Source organism: Streptomyces hazeniae (assembly GCF_031845485.1).
In the GTDB taxonomy this organism is placed as follows: Bacteria; Actinomycetota; Actinomycetes; order Streptomycetales; family Streptomycetaceae; genus Streptomyces; species Streptomyces hazeniae.
Genome location: NZ_JAVREQ010000004.1, coordinates 105,409 through 125,718 on the forward strand (window position 1 = coordinate 105,409; position 20,310 = coordinate 125,718).

18 protein-coding genes and 1 riboswitch are annotated in these 20,310 nt (G+C 74.8%); of the genes, 7 read left to right on the forward strand and 11 right to left on the reverse strand.

What is annotated here, in order from left to right; genetic code table 11:
- Nucleotides 1-82: 82 nt before the first annotated feature.
- Together RM572_RS06870 and thrC are read right to left on the reverse strand one after the other, a co-directional pair.
- A complete protein-coding gene (locus RM572_RS06870; protein ID WP_027765714.1) occupies nt 83-361 on the reverse strand; it encodes a MoaD/ThiS family protein in 279 nt (92 codons plus the stop codon).
- An 86-nt stretch (nt 362-447) separates the two neighbouring features.
- On the reverse strand, nt 448-1,761 hold the full coding sequence (thrC, locus tag RM572_RS06875; protein ID WP_311672380.1) for a threonine synthase: 1,314 nt from the start codon (nt 1,759-1,761) through the stop codon (nt 448-450).
- Between the two features lie 17 nt (nt 1,762-1,778).
- A riboswitch (SAM riboswitch) is annotated at nt 1,779-1,919 on the reverse strand.
- A 231-nt stretch (nt 1,920-2,150) separates the two neighbouring features.
- Here thrC and RM572_RS06880 point away from each other — a divergent pair.
- Entirely contained in the window at nt 2,151-3,116 is a 966-nt protein-coding gene (locus RM572_RS06880) for a glucosyl-3-phosphoglycerate synthase (protein WP_311672381.1), read from the forward strand.
- A gap of 174 nt (nt 3,117-3,290) precedes the next feature.
- Nucleotides 3,291-4,754 carry an alpha,alpha-trehalose-phosphate synthase (UDP-forming) gene (locus tag RM572_RS06885; RefSeq protein WP_311672382.1) on the forward strand — a complete coding sequence of 488 codons (1,464 nt, stop codon included), beginning with the start codon at nt 3,291-3,293 and terminating at the stop codon, nt 4,752-4,754.
- 54 nt (nt 4,755-4,808) lie between these two features.
- On the opposite strand, the gene RM572_RS06890 is transcribed toward RM572_RS06885, so the two are convergent.
- Both RM572_RS06890 and RM572_RS06895 read right to left on the reverse strand, forming a co-directional pair.
- Nucleotides 4,809-5,648, reverse strand: coding sequence for an endonuclease/exonuclease/phosphatase family protein (locus RM572_RS06890; protein WP_311672383.1), 840 nt, complete (start codon nt 5,646-5,648; stop codon nt 4,809-4,811).
- Nucleotides 5,649-5,700: 52 nt separating this feature from the next.
- Nucleotides 5,701-6,303, reverse strand: a complete 603-nt coding sequence (locus RM572_RS06895; protein WP_311672384.1) for a TetR/AcrR family transcriptional regulator — start codon at nt 6,301-6,303, stop codon at nt 5,701-5,703.
- A gap of 159 nt (nt 6,304-6,462) precedes the next feature.
- On the opposite strand from RM572_RS06895, the gene RM572_RS06900 reads away from it, so the two are divergent.
- Nucleotides 6,463-7,317, forward strand: coding sequence for an NmrA family NAD(P)-binding protein (locus tag RM572_RS06900; protein WP_311672385.1), 855 nt, complete (start codon nt 6,463-6,465; stop codon nt 7,315-7,317).
- A 160-nt stretch (nt 7,318-7,477) separates the two neighbouring features.
- Here RM572_RS06900 and otsB read toward each other — a convergent pair whose 3' ends face one another.
- Both otsB and RM572_RS06910 read right to left on the reverse strand, forming a co-directional pair.
- Entirely contained in the window at nt 7,478-8,368 is an 891-nt protein-coding gene (otsB, locus tag RM572_RS06905) for a trehalose-phosphatase (protein WP_311672386.1), read from the reverse strand.
- A 425-nt stretch (nt 8,369-8,793) separates the two neighbouring features.
- Nucleotides 8,794-9,066: a DUF3263 domain-containing protein gene (locus RM572_RS06910; protein ID WP_311672387.1), complete on the reverse strand. Its 273-nt coding sequence runs from the start codon at nt 9,064-9,066 to the stop codon at nt 8,794-8,796.
- Nucleotides 9,067-9,212: 146 nt separating this feature from the next.
- Here RM572_RS06910 and RM572_RS06915 point away from each other — a divergent pair, with 146 nt between their 5' ends.
- The 3 genes from RM572_RS06915 to RM572_RS06925 all read left to right on the forward strand — a co-directional run bounded on the left by RM572_RS06915 (nt 9,213) and on the right by RM572_RS06925 (nt 12,410).
- A complete protein-coding gene (locus tag RM572_RS06915) occupies nt 9,213-10,115 on the forward strand; it encodes an ROK family protein (RefSeq protein ID WP_394813542.1) in 903 nt (300 codons plus the stop codon).
- A complete protein-coding gene (gene nagA / locus RM572_RS06920) occupies nt 10,112-11,311 on the forward strand; it encodes an N-acetylglucosamine-6-phosphate deacetylase (protein ID WP_311672389.1) in 1,200 nt (399 codons plus the stop codon). Before RM572_RS06915 ends, nagA begins: the two co-directional genes overlap by 4 nt.
- 127 nt (nt 11,312-11,438) lie before the next feature.
- On the forward strand, nt 11,439-12,410 hold the full coding sequence (locus RM572_RS06925; protein WP_311672390.1) for a 1-phosphofructokinase family hexose kinase: 972 nt from the start codon (nt 11,439-11,441) through the stop codon (nt 12,408-12,410).
- A gap of 70 nt (nt 12,411-12,480) precedes the next feature.
- On the opposite strand, the gene RM572_RS06930 is transcribed toward RM572_RS06925, so the two are convergent.
- Nucleotides 12,481-13,518 carry a CBM35 domain-containing protein gene (locus RM572_RS06930; RefSeq protein ID WP_311672391.1) on the reverse strand — a complete coding sequence of 346 codons (1,038 nt, stop codon included), beginning with the start codon at nt 13,516-13,518 and terminating at the stop codon, nt 12,481-12,483.
- A 214-nt stretch (nt 13,519-13,732) separates the two neighbouring features.
- Nucleotides 13,733-15,445 (reverse strand): diguanylate cyclase CdgB, encoded by a 1,713-nt coding sequence (gene cdgB, locus RM572_RS06935; RefSeq protein ID WP_311672392.1) that lies wholly within the window; start codon nt 15,443-15,445, stop codon nt 13,733-13,735.
- Nucleotides 15,446-15,816: 371 nt separating this feature from the next.
- Here cdgB and RM572_RS06940 point away from each other — a divergent pair, with 371 nt between their 5' ends.
- Nucleotides 15,817-16,377, forward strand: coding sequence for a flavin reductase family protein (locus RM572_RS06940; RefSeq protein ID WP_311672393.1), 561 nt, complete (start codon nt 15,817-15,819; stop codon nt 16,375-16,377).
- 31 nt (nt 16,378-16,408) lie between these two features.
- Here the strand turns inward: RM572_RS06940 and RM572_RS06945 are convergent, their stop codons facing one another.
- The 3 genes from RM572_RS06945 to RM572_RS06955 all read right to left on the reverse strand — a co-directional run bounded on the left by RM572_RS06945 (nt 16,409) and on the right by RM572_RS06955 (nt 20,213).
- Entirely contained in the window at nt 16,409-17,077 is a 669-nt protein-coding gene (locus RM572_RS06945) for a pentapeptide repeat-containing protein (protein WP_311672394.1), read from the reverse strand.
- A gap of 96 nt (nt 17,078-17,173) precedes the next feature.
- Nucleotides 17,174-19,537 (reverse strand): SpoIIE family protein phosphatase, encoded by a 2,364-nt coding sequence (locus tag RM572_RS06950; RefSeq protein ID WP_311672395.1) that lies wholly within the window; start codon nt 19,535-19,537, stop codon nt 17,174-17,176.
- A gap of 178 nt (nt 19,538-19,715) precedes the next feature.
- Nucleotides 19,716-20,213 carry a hypothetical protein gene (locus RM572_RS06955; protein ID WP_311672396.1) on the reverse strand — a complete coding sequence of 166 codons (498 nt, stop codon included), beginning with the start codon at nt 20,211-20,213 and terminating at the stop codon, nt 19,716-19,718.
- Nucleotides 20,214-20,310 lie beyond the last annotated feature (97 nt).

Genomic DNA, 20,310 nt, shown 5'->3' on the forward strand with positions numbered 1-20,310 from the left:
CTCCGTTTCCGTGTCGGAGGAGGCGATTCCGTTCCCGCACGCTTCCTGCGCGGTTCCCCGCGCCGTTCCGCGCGCCGGGGCGTCAGCAGCCGCCGGCGACCGCCGGGATGATCGAGACGCCCGCGCCGTCCGGCGTCGGCGTCTGAAGGCCCTCGGCGAAGCGCACGTCGTCGTCGTTCACGTAGACGTTCACGAAGCGGCGCAGCTTGCCGGAGTCGTCCAGGACGCGGGCGCCGATGCCGGTGTGGTTCTTCTCGAGGTCGGCCAGCACCTCGGCCAGCGTGACCCCCTCGGCCGGGACCTCGGCCCGGCCGCCGGTGTAGGTGCGCAGGATGGTCGGGATGCGGACGTTGACGCTCATGGGTTCACCTTCCGTGGGTTCGGAGTGCGCAGCAGTGCGCAGCAGGGGGACGCGGCGGCACGACGCCGCGGGACGCCCGCGCCGCGTCAGGCCAGGCCCGCGGCGCGGAACGCGTCCAGGCTGGGGCGGATGGTCGCGCTGGGCCGGGCGGCGTCCGCGACGGCGTCCAGCGTCTTCAGCCCGTCACCGGTGTTCAGCACCACCGTGTTCAGCGACGGGTCCAGCAGGCCGTCCTCGATCAGCTTCCGGGTGACGCCGACGGTCACCCCGCCCGCCGTCTCCGCGAAGATGCCCTCGGTGCGGGCCAGCAGCGTGATGGCGTCGACGATCTGCGCGTCGGTGACGTCCTCCACCGCGCCGCCGGTGCGCCGCGCGATGTCCAGCACGTACGGGCCGTCCGCCGGGTTGCCGATGGCCAGGGACTTCGCGATCGTGTCCGGCTTCACCGGTCGTACGACGTCGTGGCCGTCCTTGAAGGCGCGGGAGACCGGGGAGCAGCCCTCGGCCTGCGCGCCGAAGATCCGGTACGGCTTGTCCGCGACGAGGCCGAGCGCGATCAGCTCCTTGAACCCCTTGTCGATCTTGGTGAGCTGCGAGCCGGACGCGATCGGGATGACGATCTGGTCGGGCAGCTCCCAGCCGAGCTGCTCCGCGATCTCGTACGCCAGGGTCTTGGAGCCCTCGCCGTAGTAGGGGCGCAGGTTGACGTTGACGAAGCCCCAGCCCTCGCCCAGCGGGTCGCCGATCAGCTCGGAGCAGAAACGGTTCACGTCGTCGTACGTGCCCTCGATGCCGACCAGGTCACCGCCGTAGACGGCGGCCATCACGACCTTGCCCTGCTCCAGGTCGTGCGGGATGAACACGCAGGACCGGAAGCCTGCACGGGCCGCGGCGGCGCCGACCGCGCCGGCCAGGTTGCCCGTGGAGGAGCAGGAGAGGGTGGTGAAGCCGAAGGCGCGGGCCGCCTCGACGGCGATGGCGACGACCCGGTCCTTGAAGGAGTGCGTCGGGTTTCCGGAGTCGTCCTTGACGTGGAGCGTGCCGCCCGCCGCGGCGACGCCCAGTTCGCGGGCCAGGTTGTCGGCCTTCACCAGCCGGGTGAACCCGGGGTCGGTGTTCGGCTGGTCCGCGACGTCGGCGGGGACGGGCAGCAGCGGCGCGTAGCGCCAGATGCTCGCCGGACCGGCCTCGATCCGCTTCCGCAGGCCCTCCGGGTCGCCGGTCGGCAGGTCGTACGCGACCTCCAGCGGACCGAAACACTCCTCGCAGGCGAAGAGCGGCCCCAGCGGGTTGCGGGCGCCGCACTCGCGACAGGACAGAGCGACGGCGGGACCGAGTGAGACGTCGGCGGCAGCGGTGGCGGCGGTGTCGGCGGACTGCTCGGGAGCTTGCACAGCCATGAAGGCGAGGCCCTTTCTCCTCATCTTCCCCGTGGCGTATCTCGCCACGAGCCGGAATTGGCACCTTCCCTAGCCGGGGGCCCGCCTGGATGCGCGAGACCGGCTGGAGGGTTGCCGGGGCTTCATCGGGCCGTTCCCTCTGCCCCTCTGGATGAGCGGTGTGAAGTTGTGGGTCGGGTCACTCGGACCCGTGCGTCCGACCCCGGCATGTCCGGGCCGGTCGCGTTGTTCAAGACTGTAGCCCAAGGCCCCCGCCCCGCCTGCGGGGTGTCCGCACCGCGAGACGCGGTGCCCGCAGTGCGGTCGCAGCGGCGCCGTACGCTCGCGCGGCGGCACGCTGGAGCGGGGGCGGGTTCCCACACCTACAGGAAAGCAGCAGGAGAGCAGACGTGCTGGACGAGGTCCGCGACTGGCTGGACCGCCGCTCCTGGGCGGCGGCAGACCGCCCGCTCCCGGCGCTCGCCGCGGCGAAACGCGCCGCCGGGCCGGCCGGCGGCGTCAGCGTCGTGCTGCCCGCCCTCGACGAGGAGGCCACCGTCGGCGAGATCGTCGCCGTGATCCGCCGCGATCTGATGGACGGTCCTCATCCGCTGGTCGACGAGCTGCTCGTGCTCGACTCCGGCTCCACCGACCGTACGGCGGAGGTCGCCGCCGCGGCCGGCGCGAAGGTGGTGCACCGCGACGAGGTGCTGCCACGGGTCCCCGCCGTCCTCGGCAAGGGCGAGGTGCTCTGGCGCTCGCTGCTCGCGACCAGCGGCGAGATCGTCTGCTTCGTCGACGCCGACCTGCGGGACTTCTCCGCCGACTTCGTCTCCGGCATCGTCGGCCCGCTGCTCACCGATCCCGGCCTGCAACTGGTCAAGGCGATGTACGACCGGCCGTTCGGCGACAGTCCGGAGGGCGGCGGCCGGGTCACCGAACTGGTCGCCCGGCCCCTGCTCAACCTCCACTGGCCGCGCCTCGCGGGCTTCGTCCAGCCGCTCGGCGGCGAGTACGCGGCGCGGCGCACGCTCCTGGAACGGCTGCCGTTCCCCGTCGGCTACGGCGTGGAGCTGGGCCTGCTGGTGGACGCGCTCGGCCTGGCGGGCCTGGACGCGCTGGCCCAGGTGGACGTCGGCGTCCGGCGGCACCGGCACCAGGACGGTCAGGCGCTGGGACGGATGGCCGCGGCCATCCTCCGCACGGCGGAGGTGCGGCTGCCCCGCGGGAGCGACGGGCTCGCGGTGCGGCACCGCCTGACGCAGTTCGCCCGCGCGGACGCGGGCGGCTTCGCCGCCCGGACCTTCGCCGTGGACGAGGTGGAGCGGCCGCCGATGCTGAGCGTCCCCGAGTACGCCGCCCGCCGCCCCGCCTGAGCACCCCGCTCACCGCGCCGCGGCCGGCGTCTCCTCCCGGCCCGGCGGCAGCGTGCGGCCCGGAGGACGCCCCCGGGGGGACGGCTCCGGACGAGGGGCGCCGCGGGCGGCAGCGTGCGGCGGCGCGGGAGCGGCGTACGTTTGCGCGGGAGCGCGGACGGCTAGGCTCCGGCCATGGTCGCTGAGCGCTCCGCCCAGGTACTCGTCGCGTCGAACAGAGGCCCCGTCGCCTACCGCCCCGCCGAGGACGACCCGGCCCGCCTCACCGCCCGACGGGGCGGCGGCGGCCTCGTGTCGGGGCTGAGCGCGATCGGCCCGGAGACGGGGGCCGTCTGGGTGTGTTCCGCGCTGAGTTCCCCCGACCGGGAGGCCGCCTCCCGCGCCGGGCGGCGGCTGGACTCCGCCGACACCGGCGGCCAGGCCGTGCGGATGCTCGACATCCCCGCCGACGTGCACGACGGCGCCTACAACGGCGTGGCCAACTCCGTGCTGTGGTTCGTGCACCACCTGCTCTACCGGACGCCGGTGGAGCCCTCCTTCGACGCCGAGTTCGCCCGGCAGTGGGCGGCCTACGAGGCGTACAACGCCGCGTTCGCCGACGCCTTGGCGGAGGAGGCCGCCGAGGGCGCGGCCGTGCTGGTGCAGGACTACCACCTCTCCCTGGTGCCCGCGCTGCTCCGCGAGCGCCGGCCCGACCTGCGGATCGGGCACTTCTCGCACACCCCCTGGGCGCCGCCGGACTACTACCGGATGCTGCCCGACGACGTCGCCGCCGACGTGCTGCGCGGGGTGCTGGGCGCGGACCGCGCCGGGTTCCTCACCGCCCGCTGGGCCCGGGCCTTCGCCGACTGCTGCGCGGACGTGCTGGGCGCGGAGGTGACCACCGGCGAGGACGGTCACGTCCACGTCGTGCACGAGGGACGCACCACCCGCCTGGGCGTGCACCCGCTCGGCGCGGACGGCGACTTCCTCCGCGAGCGCTCCCGGCGCCACGACGTCGCGGAGCGGCGGCAGCAGCTGCGCGCCCAGATCGGCGGCGGCGACCGCCGCATCGTGGTGCGGGTGGACCGCACCGAGCTGTCGAAGAACATCGTCCGCGGCCTGTACGCGTTCCGCCGCCTGCTCACCGACCACCCGGAGTGGCAGGGGCGGGTGGTGCACCTGGCGTTCGCCTACCCCTCGCGGCAGGACCTGGCGGTGTACCAGGAGTACACCGCGGAGGTGGCGGAGGTCGCGGAGGAGATCAACGCCGACTTCGGCACGCCGGCGTGGACCCCGGTCGTGCTGCACGTGGAGGACGACTTCGCCCGTTCGCTGGCCGCCTACCGGATGGCGGACGTGGCCCTGGTCAACCCCATCCGCGACGGCATGAACCTGGTCGCCAAGGAGGTCCCCGTGGTCTCCGACGAGGGCTGCGCGCTGGTCCTGTCCCGGGAGGCGGGCGCGTACGCCGAACTGGCCGAGGACGCGCTGACCGTCAACCCGTACGACATCGCGGAGACCGCGCGGGCGCTGCACGAGGCGCTGAGCATGCCGAAGGGCGAGCGGGCCGAACGGTCCAAGCGGCTCGCCGACGCGGCCACGGCGCTGCCGCCCGCCGACTGGTTCCTGGAGCAGCTGGAGGGGCTCCGCGGCTGAGGCCGCGCCGGTTCGCCCGGACCGGACACCCCGGCCGTCAGTCCGCCCCGGACGTCAGTCCTCCTCCTCGAGGGCGAGGTCGGCGACCACGGCCAGGTGGTCCGACGGCCAGACGCCGTCCACCGGCCCGTCCCCGGCCCGCCGTACCGACCGCACGTGCCCGACGTTGCCCGGCCCGGGCGGACCGACATGGACGTAGTCGATGCGCACGCTCGGGTCCCGGCGGGCCGCGACGTAGGGGTTGGCGGCGTCCCAGGTGACGGCGGGCAGGCCCGGCGCGGCGAACTCCCAGGCGTCCAGGAAGACCTGACGGCCGACCGGCGGCGCGGTGCGCAGACCGCCCAGCAGCCGCATCTCGTCGCTGTCCGGCCAGGCGTTGTAGTCGCCGGTGAGCACCGGCGGGAAGTCCGTGCCGGCGCGGTGCTCGGCGACGAACGCGGCGAGCGCCCGCACCTGGGCGCAGCGGACGGCCGACTCGTGCGCGCCGGAGTTGAGGTGGGTGGTGAAGAACGGCACCGGCCTGCCGCCGGGGGCGTCGATCAGTGCGTGCAGGCTGAGCCGTCCGTCCGCCCGGCCGCCGTCGGTGGGCAGTCGCAGCCGGGCCCGGTCGACGACCGGCCACCGGCTCAGCACGGCGTTGCCGACGCCGATCTCGTGCGCGTCGGGGTCGTCGAGCCGGCGCTGCCAGCCGCCGGGGGCGTCGGAGTCGGCGCGCACGCAGTACATGCCGAGGTCCGCGGCGAGGTGGTCGGCGAGGCAGTCGTCGCCGTGCGACCACACCTCCTGCAGGCCCAGCACGTCGGGCCGGACGTCGAGCAGAACCTGCCGGATCGCCTTCCAGCGCCGCTCCCACCCGCCGAAGCGCCACCACAGGTTCCAGGTCATCACGCGCACACCGGGTGCCTCCCCCGTGGTCGGCCGCCTCATGCCCCCGCCCGGCGGCGGGTCACCGTCCGCCGGAGACGGAGGGACGCCTTCGGATTCCGTCCAGGAGGTACCCGGTGCGGCGGTCGTAGTCGTCCCGGGGAGGCCGCTCGCCGTACTTGAGGGCGAGGGCGTTGTCGACGACGAGGGCGTGGAGGTCGCCGGCGGTGAACTCCGGCCGCAGCGCGCCGGAGGCCCGCGCCGCGGCGACGATCTCTTCGTTGGCCTCGCCGCCGGCCCGGCAGATCTCCATGAGCTGCCGCGCGTGCGGATAGGTCTGCAGCAGGACGTCGTTGAAGGCGGGCTGGCGGTACTGGAGGTCGCGGAGCGCGGTGAGGTAGTACCCGATCCGCTCGCCGGGGTCGTCGAGGGCCCGCGCGTGGTCGATGACGGCGAACAGCTCACGCGCCACGACCTCTTCGATGACGGCTTCGATGAGGCCGATGCGCCCGCCGAACCGGTTGAAGATCGTGGCCTTGCTCACGCCTGCGGCCTTGGCGACCTCCTCCAGCGGCACGGTGAGGCCCTGCCCCCGGAAGGCGCCGATCGCGGCAGAGCGGATCTGCCGTGCGTTGCGCCGGGCGTCGGCGCGCAGCGGGGAGCCCGGAGGTACCGCACCGGTCATGGCCCTCACCGTCTCTCGGTCGTCGCTGCTCATCGCAATTTGACTCGGCGGGTCAGCTTACCTACGGTCGCCCGTGAAACGAAAAACTGACCCTTGAGGTCAGTTTACGATCCCGCCCACCGCCGCGACGGACTGTGGGCGCGCGGAAAGGGCAGGAACATGATCGTTGTCACCGGCGCCACGGGTGGGCTCGGCGGCTCCACCGTCGAACACCTCCTCCAGCGCGTCCCCGCGGACCGGATCGGCGTCAGCGTGCGCGACGCGGCCGCGGCTCGGCACCTCGCTGCCCGCGGCGTGCGCGTGCGGCAGGGCTCGTACGAAGACCCGGCCTCGCTGCGCGACGCGTTCGCGGATGCCGAACAGGTCCTTCTGGTGTCCGGCAACGACCCTGCCGCCGACATGGTCGGCCTGCACCGCAACGCCGTCGAAGCCGCGGTCGCGGCCGGCGCCCGGCGGATCCTCTACACCAGCCAGCAGGGCGCCGTCCCCGGCAACCCGTACCGGCCGTCGGACATCCACGTCGCCACCGAGGCGATCCTCGGCGACTCCGGAGTCCCCTGGACCGCACTGCGCAACGGCGCCTACGGCCCGCTCGATCAGGTGCTCGGCCCGTGGCAGCGGACCGGCGTGATCGCCCGGCCGGCGGACGGCCCCGTCCCGTACACCGACCGTGCCGACGTAGCCGAAGCCACAGCGGTCGTACTCGCCGGGGACCGCTCCTTCGACGGTCCCGTCACCCTGACCGCGCCGGCCGCCCTCACCTTCGACGACGTCGCCGGGATCGCCTCCGCCCTCACGGGTCGCCCCATCGAGCGCATCGTCGTGGACGACGAACAGTGGGTCGCCGACCAGGTCACGACCGGTGTGCCGGAGCAGGCTGCCCGGCTGCTGCTCACCTGGTACCAGGGAGCCCGCGCGGGCCACTTCGCCGAGGCCGACCCGCTACTGGCCGAACTCCTCGGCCGCGAGCCCCGCAGCGCAGCCGACCGGCTCGCAGCCGCCGTCACCGCCTGACGCCGCGTTCCCTCCGGACCGCCGTGCCCGCGCGGACCAGAGCCTTGCCGGGGGCGGACGCGGCGGCGGTCCACCGGACTTCGCCCGCGCGACCCGCTAGGAGCGCCACCCCCTCGAACGGCGCATCGACCACCCGCGGCAGACGAGGAGCGAGGCGACCCTAGACCTCGGCGGCCCCGGCGGGGCCGAGGGCGGCGGCCAGCGCCTCCAGCAGGGCGACCACGCCGTCCGGGCCGTCCACCACCAGGTCGGCGCGGTCGGCGAGTTCGCGTACCTCGTCGCTGCCGCTGCACACCAGCAGGCCGCCGACGCCTTCGCTGCGCAGCGCGTCGACGGCCGCGAAGGCGGCCAGGTCACCGAGGTCGTCCCCGGCGTACACCACGGACGTCGCGCCCGTCTCGCGGGCGAGGTCGGTCAGAGCCCGGCCCTTGTCCATCCCGGGCGGGCGCAGTTCCAGCACCATCCGCCCCGGTTCGACGGTCAGTCCGTGCCGTGCGGCGAGCGCCGCCATCGGCTCGCGCAGCCGCGCGAAGGCGACGGCCGGCTCGGCGGCGCGGCGGGTGTGGACGGCGACCGCCCCGCCCTTGTCCTCGACGTGCACGCCGTCGGTCCCGGGGACGGCGGCGAGGGCGCGGGGCAGTTCCTCCCGCACGGCCTCGACTCCGGGGTGCGGGGGCGGCGCCTCGACGGCGCCGGTCGCGGCGTCCCAGCGCTCGGCGCCGTAGGCGCCGAGCACCACCATGCGGTGCAGGTCCGGCACGCCGGCGAGGCCGCCGTACTCGACGGCGGTCGCGGCCGGGCGGCCGGTGACGACGGCGACCGTGGCGAGGTGGGGCGCGAGCCGGGCCAGGGCCGGGACGGCGTCCGGGTGCGCCCGTGCCCGCTCCGGGTCCGGCACGATCGGGGCGAGCACGCCGTCGAAGTCCAGGGCGAGCAGGGCCCGTCCGGGCTGCTCGAAGAGCTTCTCCAGACCACGGCGCCCGGCGGGGGTCAGGGGCGCCGGGCATCGCCGGGTGAAGGACGGGGGGAGAGAACCGAGGTCGCTGCCCATGGGCCCGACCCTACCCACGCGTCGGCCCTGCGCGGGCCGACTTCCGGCCGACACACCGCCCACCCGCATGACGCCATCGCCTCCCGCCGCAGCGGGTACCCCGTAACGGGCGGCCGGACCCGGCGCCGGGCATCCGGTGGCCGGCGGCGAGGGCACCCACACGTCGGTGACCGGCGACCGGGGCGGTCGCCCAGCGGTGCGTCCGGTGTCGCCGAACGCCACGCCGGACCACGGCCCGGGCGGTCGTCGCCCCGGGGCGCGGGGGGACCGGCAGCCCGTTCGCGGGGCGGCGCGCAGCATGCCGCCGTGCCGCCGACCTCGCGGGCTCTCCCGGCTCGCACGCGCCACCGCCGACGCGCGCAGCGCTGCGGAGGGGGCCGTTCGCAGGCCGACGGGCCGGCCGTCGGTGCGACCCGCCGGGGCGGTCAGCGGTGGGCGCGGTGGGCTTCGCGGAGGCGGCGGAGGCGGTTGACGGTCACCGGGTCGTGTTCCAGCGCGCGCGGGTCGTCCAGGAGCGCGTTGAGCAACTGGTAGTACCGGGTCGGGGACATGTCGAGCCGTTCCCGTATGGCGCGTTCCTTCTCGCCCGGACCGGACCAGCCGCGCCGTTCGACGGCGAGCACCGCCCTGTCCCGCTCGGACAGACCGCCCCCGTCATCCGACTCCGCATCCGGATCCCTGTCCGCGTGCGCACTCATGCGACAAACCTACTCGCGCCGGGAACCCCGGACCTCCCTACACGTCGATAAAGATCGCGCAAGTGGACTAGACCTCTCACGGGTCGACGCGGGAGACTGTCCCCGTGAGTCCATACGTCATCGCCCTCGATGTGGGCGGCACCAGGATGAAGGGTGCGCTGCTGGGGCCGGACGCCGGGCGGACGCCGCTGTACGAGGCCCGCCGCGGCACACCGCGCGAGAGCGGCCCGGAGGCGGTCGTCGGCGCCGTTCTCGACTTCGTCGCCGAGTTGCGCGCGGAGGGCGTCGCCCGGCTCGGCGCCGAGCCGCGGGGCGCGGGCGTCGTCGTACCCGGCATCGTCGACGAGACCGGCGGCACGGCGGTCTTCGCGGCGAACCTGGGCTGGCGGGACGTGCCCCTGCGGGACCGGCTGCGTGAACGGCTCGGCACACCGCACGTGGCGCTCGGCCACGACATGCGGGCCGGCGGGCTCGCCGAGGCCCGCATCGGCGCGGGCTCGGGGGTGGACCGGTTCCTGTTCGTCGCGCTCGGCACGGGGATCGCCGGCGCCGTCGGCATCGACGGACGCATCGAACCCGGGGCCCACGGCGGCGCCGGGGAGATCGGCCACGTCGTGCTGCGCCCGGACGGCCCGCCCTGCGGCTGCGGGCGGCGCGGCTGCATGGAGACCCTGGCGTCGGCGTCCGCCGTGGGCCGCGCGTGGGCGGAAGCGAGCGGTGTCGCGACGGCGACGGCGGCGGACGCCGCTGCCGCGGTCGCGGCCGGCGACCCGCGCGCCGCACAGGTGTGGCGGGACGCCGTCGCCGCGCTGGCGGACGGCCTCGTCGTCGCGGTGACGCTGCTCGACCCGCGGACGCTGGTGATCGGCGGCGGACTCGCGGAGGCCGGCGCCACCCTGTTCGACCCGCTGCGGGCCGCGGTCACCGAACGGCTGACCTTCCAGCACGTGCCCTCGATCGTCCCGGCGGCCCTGGGTGACGCCGCCGGCTGCCTGGGCGCGGGACTCCTCGCCTGGGATCTTCTCTCCGCGGAGGTTGTGAGCCGATGACGGCGCAGACACGACGAACGGTCCTGACCGGGGCCCGGGTGGTCCTGCCGGACGGGGTGGCGGACGGCGGCCGGGTGACGGTCCGGGGTCGCACCATCGCCGCCGTCGCCACCCGCCCCGGCGAGGCGGTGCCGCCGGTCACCGCCGCCACCGCGGACGACGAGGTGGACACCCACGAGCTGACCGGCCACTGGCTGGTGCCGGGCTTCGTCGACATGCACGTGCACGGCGGCGGCGGCGCCTCCTTCTCCGCGGGCACGCCCCAGGAGGCGCTGACGGTCGTCGGGACGCACCGCCGGCACGGCACGACCACCATGGTCGCGTCCACCGTGACCGGCGACCTGGACGATCTCGCGCGGCAGGCGGGCGCGCTGAGCGAACTGGTGCAGCAGGGCGACCTGGCGGGCGTGCACTTCGAGGGCCCGTTCATCGCCCGCAACCGGTGCGGCGCGCACCAGCCGGAACTGCTGCGCGACCCGGACCCGGCGGTCGTGCGGAAGCTGCTGGACGCCGCGCACGGCACCGCCCGGATGCTGACCCTCGCCCCGGAACTGCCCGGCGGGCTGGACTCGGTGCGGCTGCTCGTCGAGCACGGCGTCGTGGCCGCCGTCGGGCACACCGACGCGACGTACGACGCCACCCGGGAGGCGATCGACGCCGGTGCCACCGTGGCCACGCACCTCTACAACGCGATGCCCGCGCTGGCACACCGCGCGCCCGGTCCGGTGGCGGCGCTGCTGGAGGACGAACGGGTCACCGTCGAGCTGATCGACGACGGCACGCACCTGCACCCGGCCGCACTCGGCGTGGCGTTCCGCGCGGCCGGGCCGGGCCGGGTGGCGTTCGTGACGGACGCGATGGGCGCGGCCGGGATGGGCGACGGCGTGTACCCGCTGGGCCCGCTGGAGGTCGAGGTGCGCGACGGCGTGGCCCGGCTGGTGGAGGGCGGCTCCATCGCGGGCTCGACGCTGACCATGGATCAGGCGTTCCGCCGCGCGGTCACGGTGGACGGGCTTCCCGTGGCCGATGTGGTGCGGGCGCTGAGCGCCAACCCGGCGCGCCTGCTGGGCGTGTTCGACCGGGTCGGCTCGCTGGAGGCCGGGAAGGACGCGGATCTGGTGGTGCTGGACGCGGACTTCGCGCTGACCGCCGTGATGCGGAAGGGCGAGTGGCTGGTTCCGCCGCCGGCAGGGTGACCGCGGGTAAGGCGACGGGTCCGGGGTCTGTGCTCGGCCGCCACGCGATGGCATGATCACCCCCGCACATCAGGTTTTCGTACTACGACGAGGGAACGGCGCACGTGTACTCAGGGGGTGGATCCACGTGATCCTGACGGTAACGCTCAACACCGCCCTGGACGTCGGCTACCGGGTTCCCCGCCTCGAACGGCACGGCACGCACCGCGTGAGCGAGGTGCGGGTCAGACCCGGCGGGAAGGGGCTGAACGTCGCCCGCGTGCTCGCCGCGCTCGGCCACGACGTGGTGGTCACCGGCTTCGCCGGCGGCCGTACCGGCGAGGAGGTGCGGACCCTGCTCGCCCGCCGGGCGGAGAACGCCTCGGCCGCACCGGACGCCGGCTCGCTCACGGACGCCCTGGTCGCCGTCGGCGGCGAGACCCGCCGCACGGTCGCCGTGATCGACGACGCCACCGGCGACACCACCCAGCTCAACGAGCCCGGCCCGCACGTCGCCCCGGAGGAGTGGACGGCGTTCCTGACCGCGTACCGGGACCTGCTCGCGGCCGGCGGCGGCCGGTGCCGGGCCGTCGCGCTGTGCGGCAGCCTGCCGCCGGGCGTACCGGTCGGCGCCTACGGGACGCTGGTGCGGGAGGCGAGGACCGCGGGCGTGCCGGTGCTGCTGGACACCAGCGGCGAGCCGCTGCGGCGCGGGCTGGCCGCCCGTCCGGACGTCGTCAAGCCCAACGTCGCGGAACTGGCGGGCATCACCGGCACCAACGAGCCGCTGCGGGCGGCGCGCGAGGCGCGTCGCCGGGGCGCGCGGGAGGTCGCGGCGTCGCTCGGCCCGGACGGGATGCTGGCCCTCACCGAGGACGGCGTCTGGCGGGCCGCCCCGGCGCGCCGGCTGGCCGGGAACCCGGCGGGCGCCGGGGACTCGGCGGTCGCCGGACTGCTGTCCGGTCTGGTCGAGGGCCTCTCCTGGCCGGACCGGCTGGTGCGCGCGGTGGCCCTGTCGGCGGCCACCGTCGCGGCCCCGGCCGCCGGGGAGTTCGACGCCCCGGTCTACGCCGAGATGCTGCCCCGGGTCGAGGTCACCGAGCGGACGGCGGCGGCGTGACGGCCCAGGGGGCGTGTGGACCGGGGGCATGTGGACCGGGGGCGTGTGAACGTGGCGGGGCTCGGCCCGGTCAGCCCTTCCAGCCGGGCTTCAGCCAGATCTGGTCGAGGGCGAACGCGCACGTGTTGCCCTGCTCGCAGGACACCGTGATGTCGTTCCTCCCCTCCTTGAGGACCACGTAGGAGTAGCTCGTGGTCCAGCCCTTCTCCCAGTCGCCCTTCTTGGCGTTGGCGAAGTTCTTCATGCTCAGCGGCCTGTCGTGCGGGTCGCCGTTGACCACGAGGGTGGAGTCCGCGTCCCGGCCGGGGACGGAGTAGCGGACCATCACGGTGTACTTGCCCGCCTTCGGCACCTCGGGGCTCCAGGTCGCGCTGTCGCCGGCGTTGGGCATCGTCACGTACGACCCGTTGCGGCTCTGGGCGCCGGGGACCGTGTTCGCCGCGGTGGCCTTGCCGTCCAGCGTCAGCGCGGCGGCGTCCTCGGTGGGAAGGTCGAGCGGCTTGTCCTTCTGCCCCTCGTCCTTGCCGCCGGTGTCCTGCTCCTCGCCGCCGGCGCCCGCGGTCGGGGTGGTGCCGGCCTGCGGGTTGCCGGTGCCGCCGCTGTCGTCGCTGTTGAAGAGCATGGCGGTACCGATGCCGATGACCACGGCGGCGACCACGGCCACGGCCACGATCAGCAGTCCGTTGCGGTTGCCGCCGGATCCGCGGCCGCCACGGCCCCGGCCGGACGGGCCGCCCTTGGAACCGTCCCCCTGCCGGCGGACCGCGGCGCGGCCGCCGGGCATCGTCTCCGGCGCGGCATAGTGGGCGCTGGGGCTGCCGGTGCCGTGCTGCTGGAACGCGGTGGCCTGACCGCCCTGCCGGCCGCCGTAGGTCTGCTGCCCGCCGTAGGTCTGCTGCCCGCCGTAGGTCTGCTGCCCGCCGTAGGTCTGCTGTCCGCCGTACTGGCGTTCGCCGACCGCGCGGACCTGGTTGTACGAACGCCGGGGGACACCGGGCTGCGGTGCCGTCGCCGCACGCCCCTCCGCGCCGCCGCCTTCCTGGCGGTACAGATAGGCGAACGGATCGTCGCCCTCCGGCGCACCCGTGCCCTGGTTCTCGGCGGTCATCCCCTGTCACTCCCTCTGCGTCAGGTATCCGGCCGAGCCTACATCCCGGGGGTGGGCCCGACGCCAACGCGGAAGTGATCACCCGTCGGACATCGGGCGAAGTCCCAGCTCACCGCGCGTCCTGTGCCCCCCGGCCGTCGGGGCACGTCTCAACCCTCGGGACACGGACGACGACACGCGGTGCGGACGCCGCCGGTCGTCGCGCGGCGACCCGTCAGCCCGCGCGGCGGCGGCCGCCGCCGGACCGGGAGCGCTTCTCCACGTACATGCGCTGATCCGCGGACTGGAGGACCTCCTCGGCCGTCATGCCGCAGGCCGCCCAGCCGATGCCGAAGCTCGCCCCGACCCGGACCGCGCGGCCGTCGACGCGGATGGGCGGGATGATGGCGTTGCGCAGCCGCACCGCCAGGTCCTGGGCCTCGGCGGGGCCGACGCCGTCCGCCAGCACCACGAACTCGTCGCCGCCCAGGCGGGCCACGGTGTCGTTGTCGCGGACGCCCGCGGAGAGCCGGCGGGCGACCTCGATCAGCACCGCGTCGCCGCAGTGGTGGCCGAACCGGTCGTTGATCGACTTGAACCCGTCGAGGTCGCAGAAGAGGACGGCGAGTCCCTTCTCCCCGTCGTGGTGCGGCGGCACCGCGTGGTCGTGGTGCGCGGCGTAGCCGTCGAAGGCGGGGATTCCGGAGGCCGGGGTGTCGTACGGCCCTTCGAAGGCCTCCAGCGCCCCCAGGCCCGCCGCGGTCGCCGCGGCGGGGTCGGTCAGCGGCGCGACGGTCGGGTCGGCCGCCGGGCGGGGCGCCTGGGTGAGCACCGGCCCGATGCCGCCTTCGGCACCGCCGGGTGCACCGGCCGTGCCGGCGCACAGCCGTGCGCCGAGCCGTGCGCGCAGTTCGGCGCTGTTGGGCAGGCCGGTGAGGGAGTCGTGGCTGGCGCGGTGGGCGAGCTGGATCTCGTGCCGCTTGCGCTCCTCGATGTCCTCGACGTGCGTCAGCAGGAATCGGGGCCCGTCGGCCGCGTCGGCGACGACGGAGTTGCGCAGCGAGACCCAGACGTAGCTGCCGTCCCGCCGGGCCAGGCGCAGCTCGGCGCGGCCGCCCTCGGCGGAGGTGCGCAGCAGCGTGCCGATGTCCTCGGGGTGGACGAGGTCGGAGAAGGAGTAGCGGCGCATGGCGGCGGCCGGGCGGCCCAGCAGCCGACACAGCGCGTCGTTGGCGCGCATCAGGCGGCCGTGCTGGTCGCCGCCCATCTCGGCGACGGCCATGCCGCTCGGCGCGTACTCGAACGCCTGGCGGAAGCTCTCCTCGCTGGCCCGGAGTGCCTGCTGCTCGCGTTCGAGGCGGACCAGGGCGCGCTGCATGTTGGCGCGCAGCCGGGCGTTGGAGAGGGCGATGGCGGCCTGGGTGGTGTAGAGCTGGAGGGCTTCCAGGGTCCAGGTGCCGGGGCGGCGGCCGTTGCGCGGCTTGTCCAGGGACATCACGCCGAGCAGTTCGCTGCCGGAGGTGTGGAGCGGGGCGAAGAGGCGGTCGCTGGGCTGCCAGCGGTCGGTGTCGTCGCTGACCGGCGCGGGCGTGTGCCATTGGGGGACGTCGTCGTTGTCGAGTATCCAGCCCTCGTGGCAGGGGATGAAGCGCAGCGACCCGGACGGCTCGCCCATCGCGAGGCGCCGTTCCCAGGAGGCGCGGGAGCCCACCCGGCCGGCCATGGCCGTCTCGGCGGCCTCGCTGCCGGCCACGGCGGCGACCACCAGGTCGCCGTCGGGGCGGACGAAGTTGACGGCACAGAGTTCGAAGCCCAGTCCCTCGACGACGCCGTCGGCGATGGTCTGGAGGGTGTCGGCCATGCTGCGTGCGGTGTTGAGCTTCGCCACCGCCTGGTGCAGGGCCCGCAGACTGGCGAGGCGGACGTAGGGCTCCGACTCTGTCTCCATCGCCTCCCCCTGAGCTTCGGCGTGAACGTCGGCTCCGCGAGCGTTCCGCGCGCCTCCCGGCGCGCGTTCCCGTGCACGTGCACGTGCAGGTGACCACTGAATCACAGTCAGCACCACAGCCGGTACACAGGGTCAACATTAAATCGCTTCTGTGACTCAAGTCACTGGGCGGGGCGCGAAAGGGGCGCACAACCCGCGCGAAAACGGCGCGGACAGGACACCGAACCGGCACGGACCGGACGTCGGTCGTCCGTTTCCCGCCGTCACCAGGACCGGAGGCCCGGCGTCGGGGACGTCGGGCCGGACCTAGGTCCTGCCTGGTTCCCAAGTCCGATGCGGGGGCGGCGCGACGCCGGATACCGTCTTCTGACGTGTCCCGAGCATTCCAGCAGCAGACGACGAAGACGCCCGTACCCCATCCTGAAGGGGTGAGCGAGGAGGAGTTCAAGGCCGTCATGGCCCGGCTGGCGGCCGGCGTGGTCCTGGTGTCGGCCCACGACCCGGACGACGGGCCCCGCGGCGAGGACGTCGGCATGACCGCGACCGCCTTCCTGTCCGTCTCGCTGGAACCCCCGCTCGTCATGGTCAGCGTGCGGGACGGTTCACGCATGGACGAGGTGCTGGAGCGGCAGCCGCGCTGGGCGGCGTGCCTGCTCACCGAGGGGCAGCGGCACATCGCCGGCCGGTTCGCGATGAAGGGGCGCCTCAGCGACCGGCTGCTCTTCCAGGAGCTGCCGCACGACCGCGGCGAAGCCAGCGGCGCACCCCTGCTGCGCGAGGCGCTGGCCGTCGTGGAGTGCCACACCGAGCAGCGGGTGCGGGCGGGCGACCACAACCTGGTCATCGCCCGCGTCCTCACCTCGTCCGTCCGGCACGGCGAGAGCACCGGCCCGCTCACCTACTTCCGCGGCCGGTACCGCACGCTCTCCTGACTCTTTCCTTCTCGTCCGCCCTCGTCCGGCCTCAGTCCAGGACACGCACCCCCAGCTGGGCCGCGAACGCCGGAGCCAGGTCCATCAGCTGCCCGGTGCCGATCACGGCGCCGGAGAGCCGGTCGACGCCGCCCGCGAAGCCGAGTTCGGCGGCGTCCCGCAGGTCCACGTCGCGCAGCCGGGCGGCGGACAGGTCCGCACCGCGCAGGGCGCAGTCGCGGAAGGACACCCGCTCCAGACGCGCCCCGCCGAAGTCCGGCTCGACCAGGACGCAGCCCTCGAAGGTCACGTCCACGAGCGTGGCCTGCCGCAGGTTGAGGACGTCGAGCTTGCCGCCGCGGACGTGCACCCGGGTCAGCCGGGCGCCGTGCAGCTGGGCGCCGCCGAGCCGGGCGCCGGTCAGCTCGACGTCCCGCAGCTCCGCGTCCGCGAGGTCGGTGCCGACGCCGGTGACGCCCTCCAGGGCGGAGTCGATCAAGCGGGCACGCTTCAGCCGGGTCCCGGTCAGGTCGCACTGCCGCAGCGCGCAGTCCAGGAAGGTGCTGCCGCCGCCGTCCGCGTGCGACAGGTCGAGGCCGGTGAGGGACTCGGTGTCGTGGTCGCCGTCCGGCTCCAGGCCCGGCCCCTCGTACGGGGTGAGGTCGGGCAGCGAGAGCTGCGGAAGCTGCGGCCGGGGTACGGAAGGTCGCGTGCTCGCCATCCCGCCATCGTGCACCGGGCCTCTGACAACGCCACCGCCCGTGGCGTACGGCGCGTGCGACACGGACCGGCTCCGGCGGCTCCGGCGGCGCGTCCGCTACGGCTCCTCGGTGCCGTCGGGCAGCCGCTGGCCGGTCCAGATGGTCTTGCCGCACGGCGTGTAGCGGCTGCCCCAGCGCTCGGTGAGCTGGTGGATCAGGAACAGGCCTCGGCCGCCCTCGTCGGTGGGGCGGGCGCGGCGCAGATGCGGATGGGTCTGCGTCGGGTCGGAGACCTCACAGATCAGCGTCTCGTCCTTGATCAGCCGCAGTGTCACCGGCCCGCCGGCGTACCGGATGGCGTTGGTGACCAGCTCGCTGGCGATGAGCTCGGTGGTGAAGACCAGGTCGTCCAGCCCCCAGGAGGCGAGCTGGGCGGCGACGACCTCGCGCGCCTGTCCGACGATCGCCGGGTCGGCGGGGAAGCGCCATTCGGCGGTGTGGTCGGCGGGCAGTCGCCGCGGCCAGGCGACGAGCAGGGTGGTGTCCGCGTCGGGCGCCTTCGGGACCAGGCTGCTGAGCGTCTCGCGAACGACGTCGGCGGGCGAGGAGTGCGTCCGTGCGGCCTCCCCGAGGGCGTCGCACAGACGCGGCGCGGGCGAGTGGTCCTCCCGTGCGGGCGGCAGGTTGCCGGAGTAGAAGGCGAGCCGGCTGCCGGGTTCGAGGGCCAGCTCGAACGGTTCGTACGGTTCGCCGCCCTCCCCCAGCGGCGGTCCCGGTTCGCACGTCGCCAGCGCGCAGTCCCCGTCCGGGGAGATCACGGCGGGCGGCGGGTGCCCCGCGGACGCCATCGTGCAGTGCCCGGTGACCGGGTCGTAGACCGCGTAGAGGCAGGTGGAGCCCTTGATGCGGCCGGCCGGACCGCAGGTCGAGGCGACGTCCGCGGAGAGGCGTTCGACCAGGTCGTCCAGGTGGGCGAGGAGTTCGTCGGGCGGAAGGTCGAGGTCGGACAGCGTCTGCACGGCCGTACGCAGCCGCCCGGTGGCCGCCGTGGCCTCCAGGCCGTGGCCGACCGAGTCGCCCACGACGAAGGCGACGCGCGCGGAGGACAGCGGGATGACGTCGAACCAGGTGCCGCCGACGCCCGCCGTGGTGGCCGCGGGAAGGCAGCTGCCGGCGGCCTCGGCGGCGCTCACCTCGACCAGCGAGGGCGGCAGCAGGCTGCGGCGCAGCGCCTCGGCGGTACGCCGTTCCTGGGTGTAGCGGCGGGCGTTGTCCACGGCGAGCGCGGCCCGGCTGACGACCTCCTCGGCGAGGTCGGCGTCGCGCCGGTCGAAAGGGGCGGAGCCCTTCCGGCGCCACAGGTGCGCCGAGCCCAGCACCAGGCCGCGGGCGTGCAGCGGCACCCACATGTAGGACGCGGCGCCCTCGGCGAGGAAGAGCCGCCGCCGGTGGTCGTCGTCCGACCAGGCGTCCCGTATCTCGTCCAGGTCGGGCACCTGCACGGCACGCTCCCGCAGGTACTCGGTCTCCAGCGTGCGGGTGAGGGCCGTCTCGCCCGGCTGGTACAGCTCGGGGGGCCACTCCCCCTCGGCGGTCGCCACGCCCACCCGCGTGAACGGCGCGCCGCGCGCGATGTCGCCCGGCTCCTCGCCGACCAGCACCACCTCGGTGAAGTCGACGGCGGCGAGGTCGGCGAACTCCGGCACGAGGAAGTCGGCGAGTTCCTCGGCGCAGCGGGTCAGGTCCAGGGAGGTGCCGATGCGCTTGGCGGCCTCGCTGACCATGGCCAGCCGCTCCCGGTCGCGGTGCGCGTCGGTGATGTCGATGACCGAGGTGAGCACGCCTCGGCCGGCGCCGTCGAGGTCGAGCAGCGGGAGCGCGGAGAGCGACACGACGCGGTCGTCGTCCGGCCGGCCCAGGCAGCGCGCGCGGTGCGGCACGCCCATGACGGGCTCGCCGGTCTCGGCGACCCGGCTGAGTGTGGCGACCACCCGGGCCGCGTCCTCCGCCTCCAGGAACGACTCGGGGTGCCGGGGCTCCGGCCGGGCGTCCCGCCCGCTTCCGTCGGGGTCCCCGCGGCCGACGGCGACGGGGCGGAAGCAGTCGTGGCCGAGGTTGGTGCGGGTGACGCGCAGCAGGGCGTCGTGGACGGCCAGGCCGACGCGTGACTGCGAGAACAGGGCGCGCACCAGCGCGTCCTCCTCGAGGAGACGTTCCTGCCGGTTCCGTTCGGCGGCCCGCCGGTCCGCGACGCGCCTCGGACCCCGCCCCCGGTCGCCGTCGTCGTCCACGCCGGGCCGTTCCTCGCCGCCTCGCGGGCGCCGGTCGTCCCCGGAGGCCGGGGCGGGCACGGGATGGCCGCCCGGTTCGTCGTCGGAGTCGCGTGACATGCCGCCGTCACGCCCGTCGGCGGAACGCGCCACGCCGAGGATCTCCGCGGCGTGCTCGAGGGACGGGGACCGCGGTTCGGGGGGATTCATACGGCATGTCCTGTCTGTGGCGACACCACCGGGCGGGAGGTGCTGCGACGACACCTGGCCGGCGCCACGATAAGACTCATAGGGGGAAATGTCTCACCTCCACCGTAGCTCCGCACCACCCCGAACGGAACCGGCGAGTAACAAACCCCGGGCACGCCCACGCAGCGTCGCCGGCCGCCTACAGACGGGGAAAGCGCGCCCGCAGGCTCCACACCTCGGGGTTCGCATCCAGCCCCTCGTGCATGTCGACGAGGTCGGCCAGCAGGTCGTGCAGGAAGTCGCGGGCCTCGCGCCGCAGCTCCGTGTACCCGAGGACGAGCGGCGGCTCGTGCGGAGCGGACCAGTCCGCGATGACCTCCACCGTGCCGAAACGGCGCTCGAAACGCAGCCGGTCGACGCTCTCGGTGAAGTCGATCTCGGCCCGCTGCGGGCCGGGCGAGCGTCCGCCGAGGGGGTCGCGGTCCAGCCGCTCGGCGATGTCGCAGAGCGCCCAGGCGAAGTCCAGCACCGGCAGCCATCCCCAGGCCGTGCACACCTCGCGGTCCGTGTCGACGTCCGCGAGGTACACGTCGCCGCAGAAGAGGTCGTGCCGCAGCGCGGTCCGGTCGGCGGTGCGGTAGTCGGTCTGCGGCGGATCGGGGAAGCGGGAGGAGAGGGCGTAGCCGATGTCGAGCACGCCCCGATGCTGTCACGGGCCCGTTGCGCGGCCGTCGGGCGGTGGCGCGGGCGCGCGACGGCGGTCGACGCGTCGCTCGCCGGGCGCGCTCCCGCCG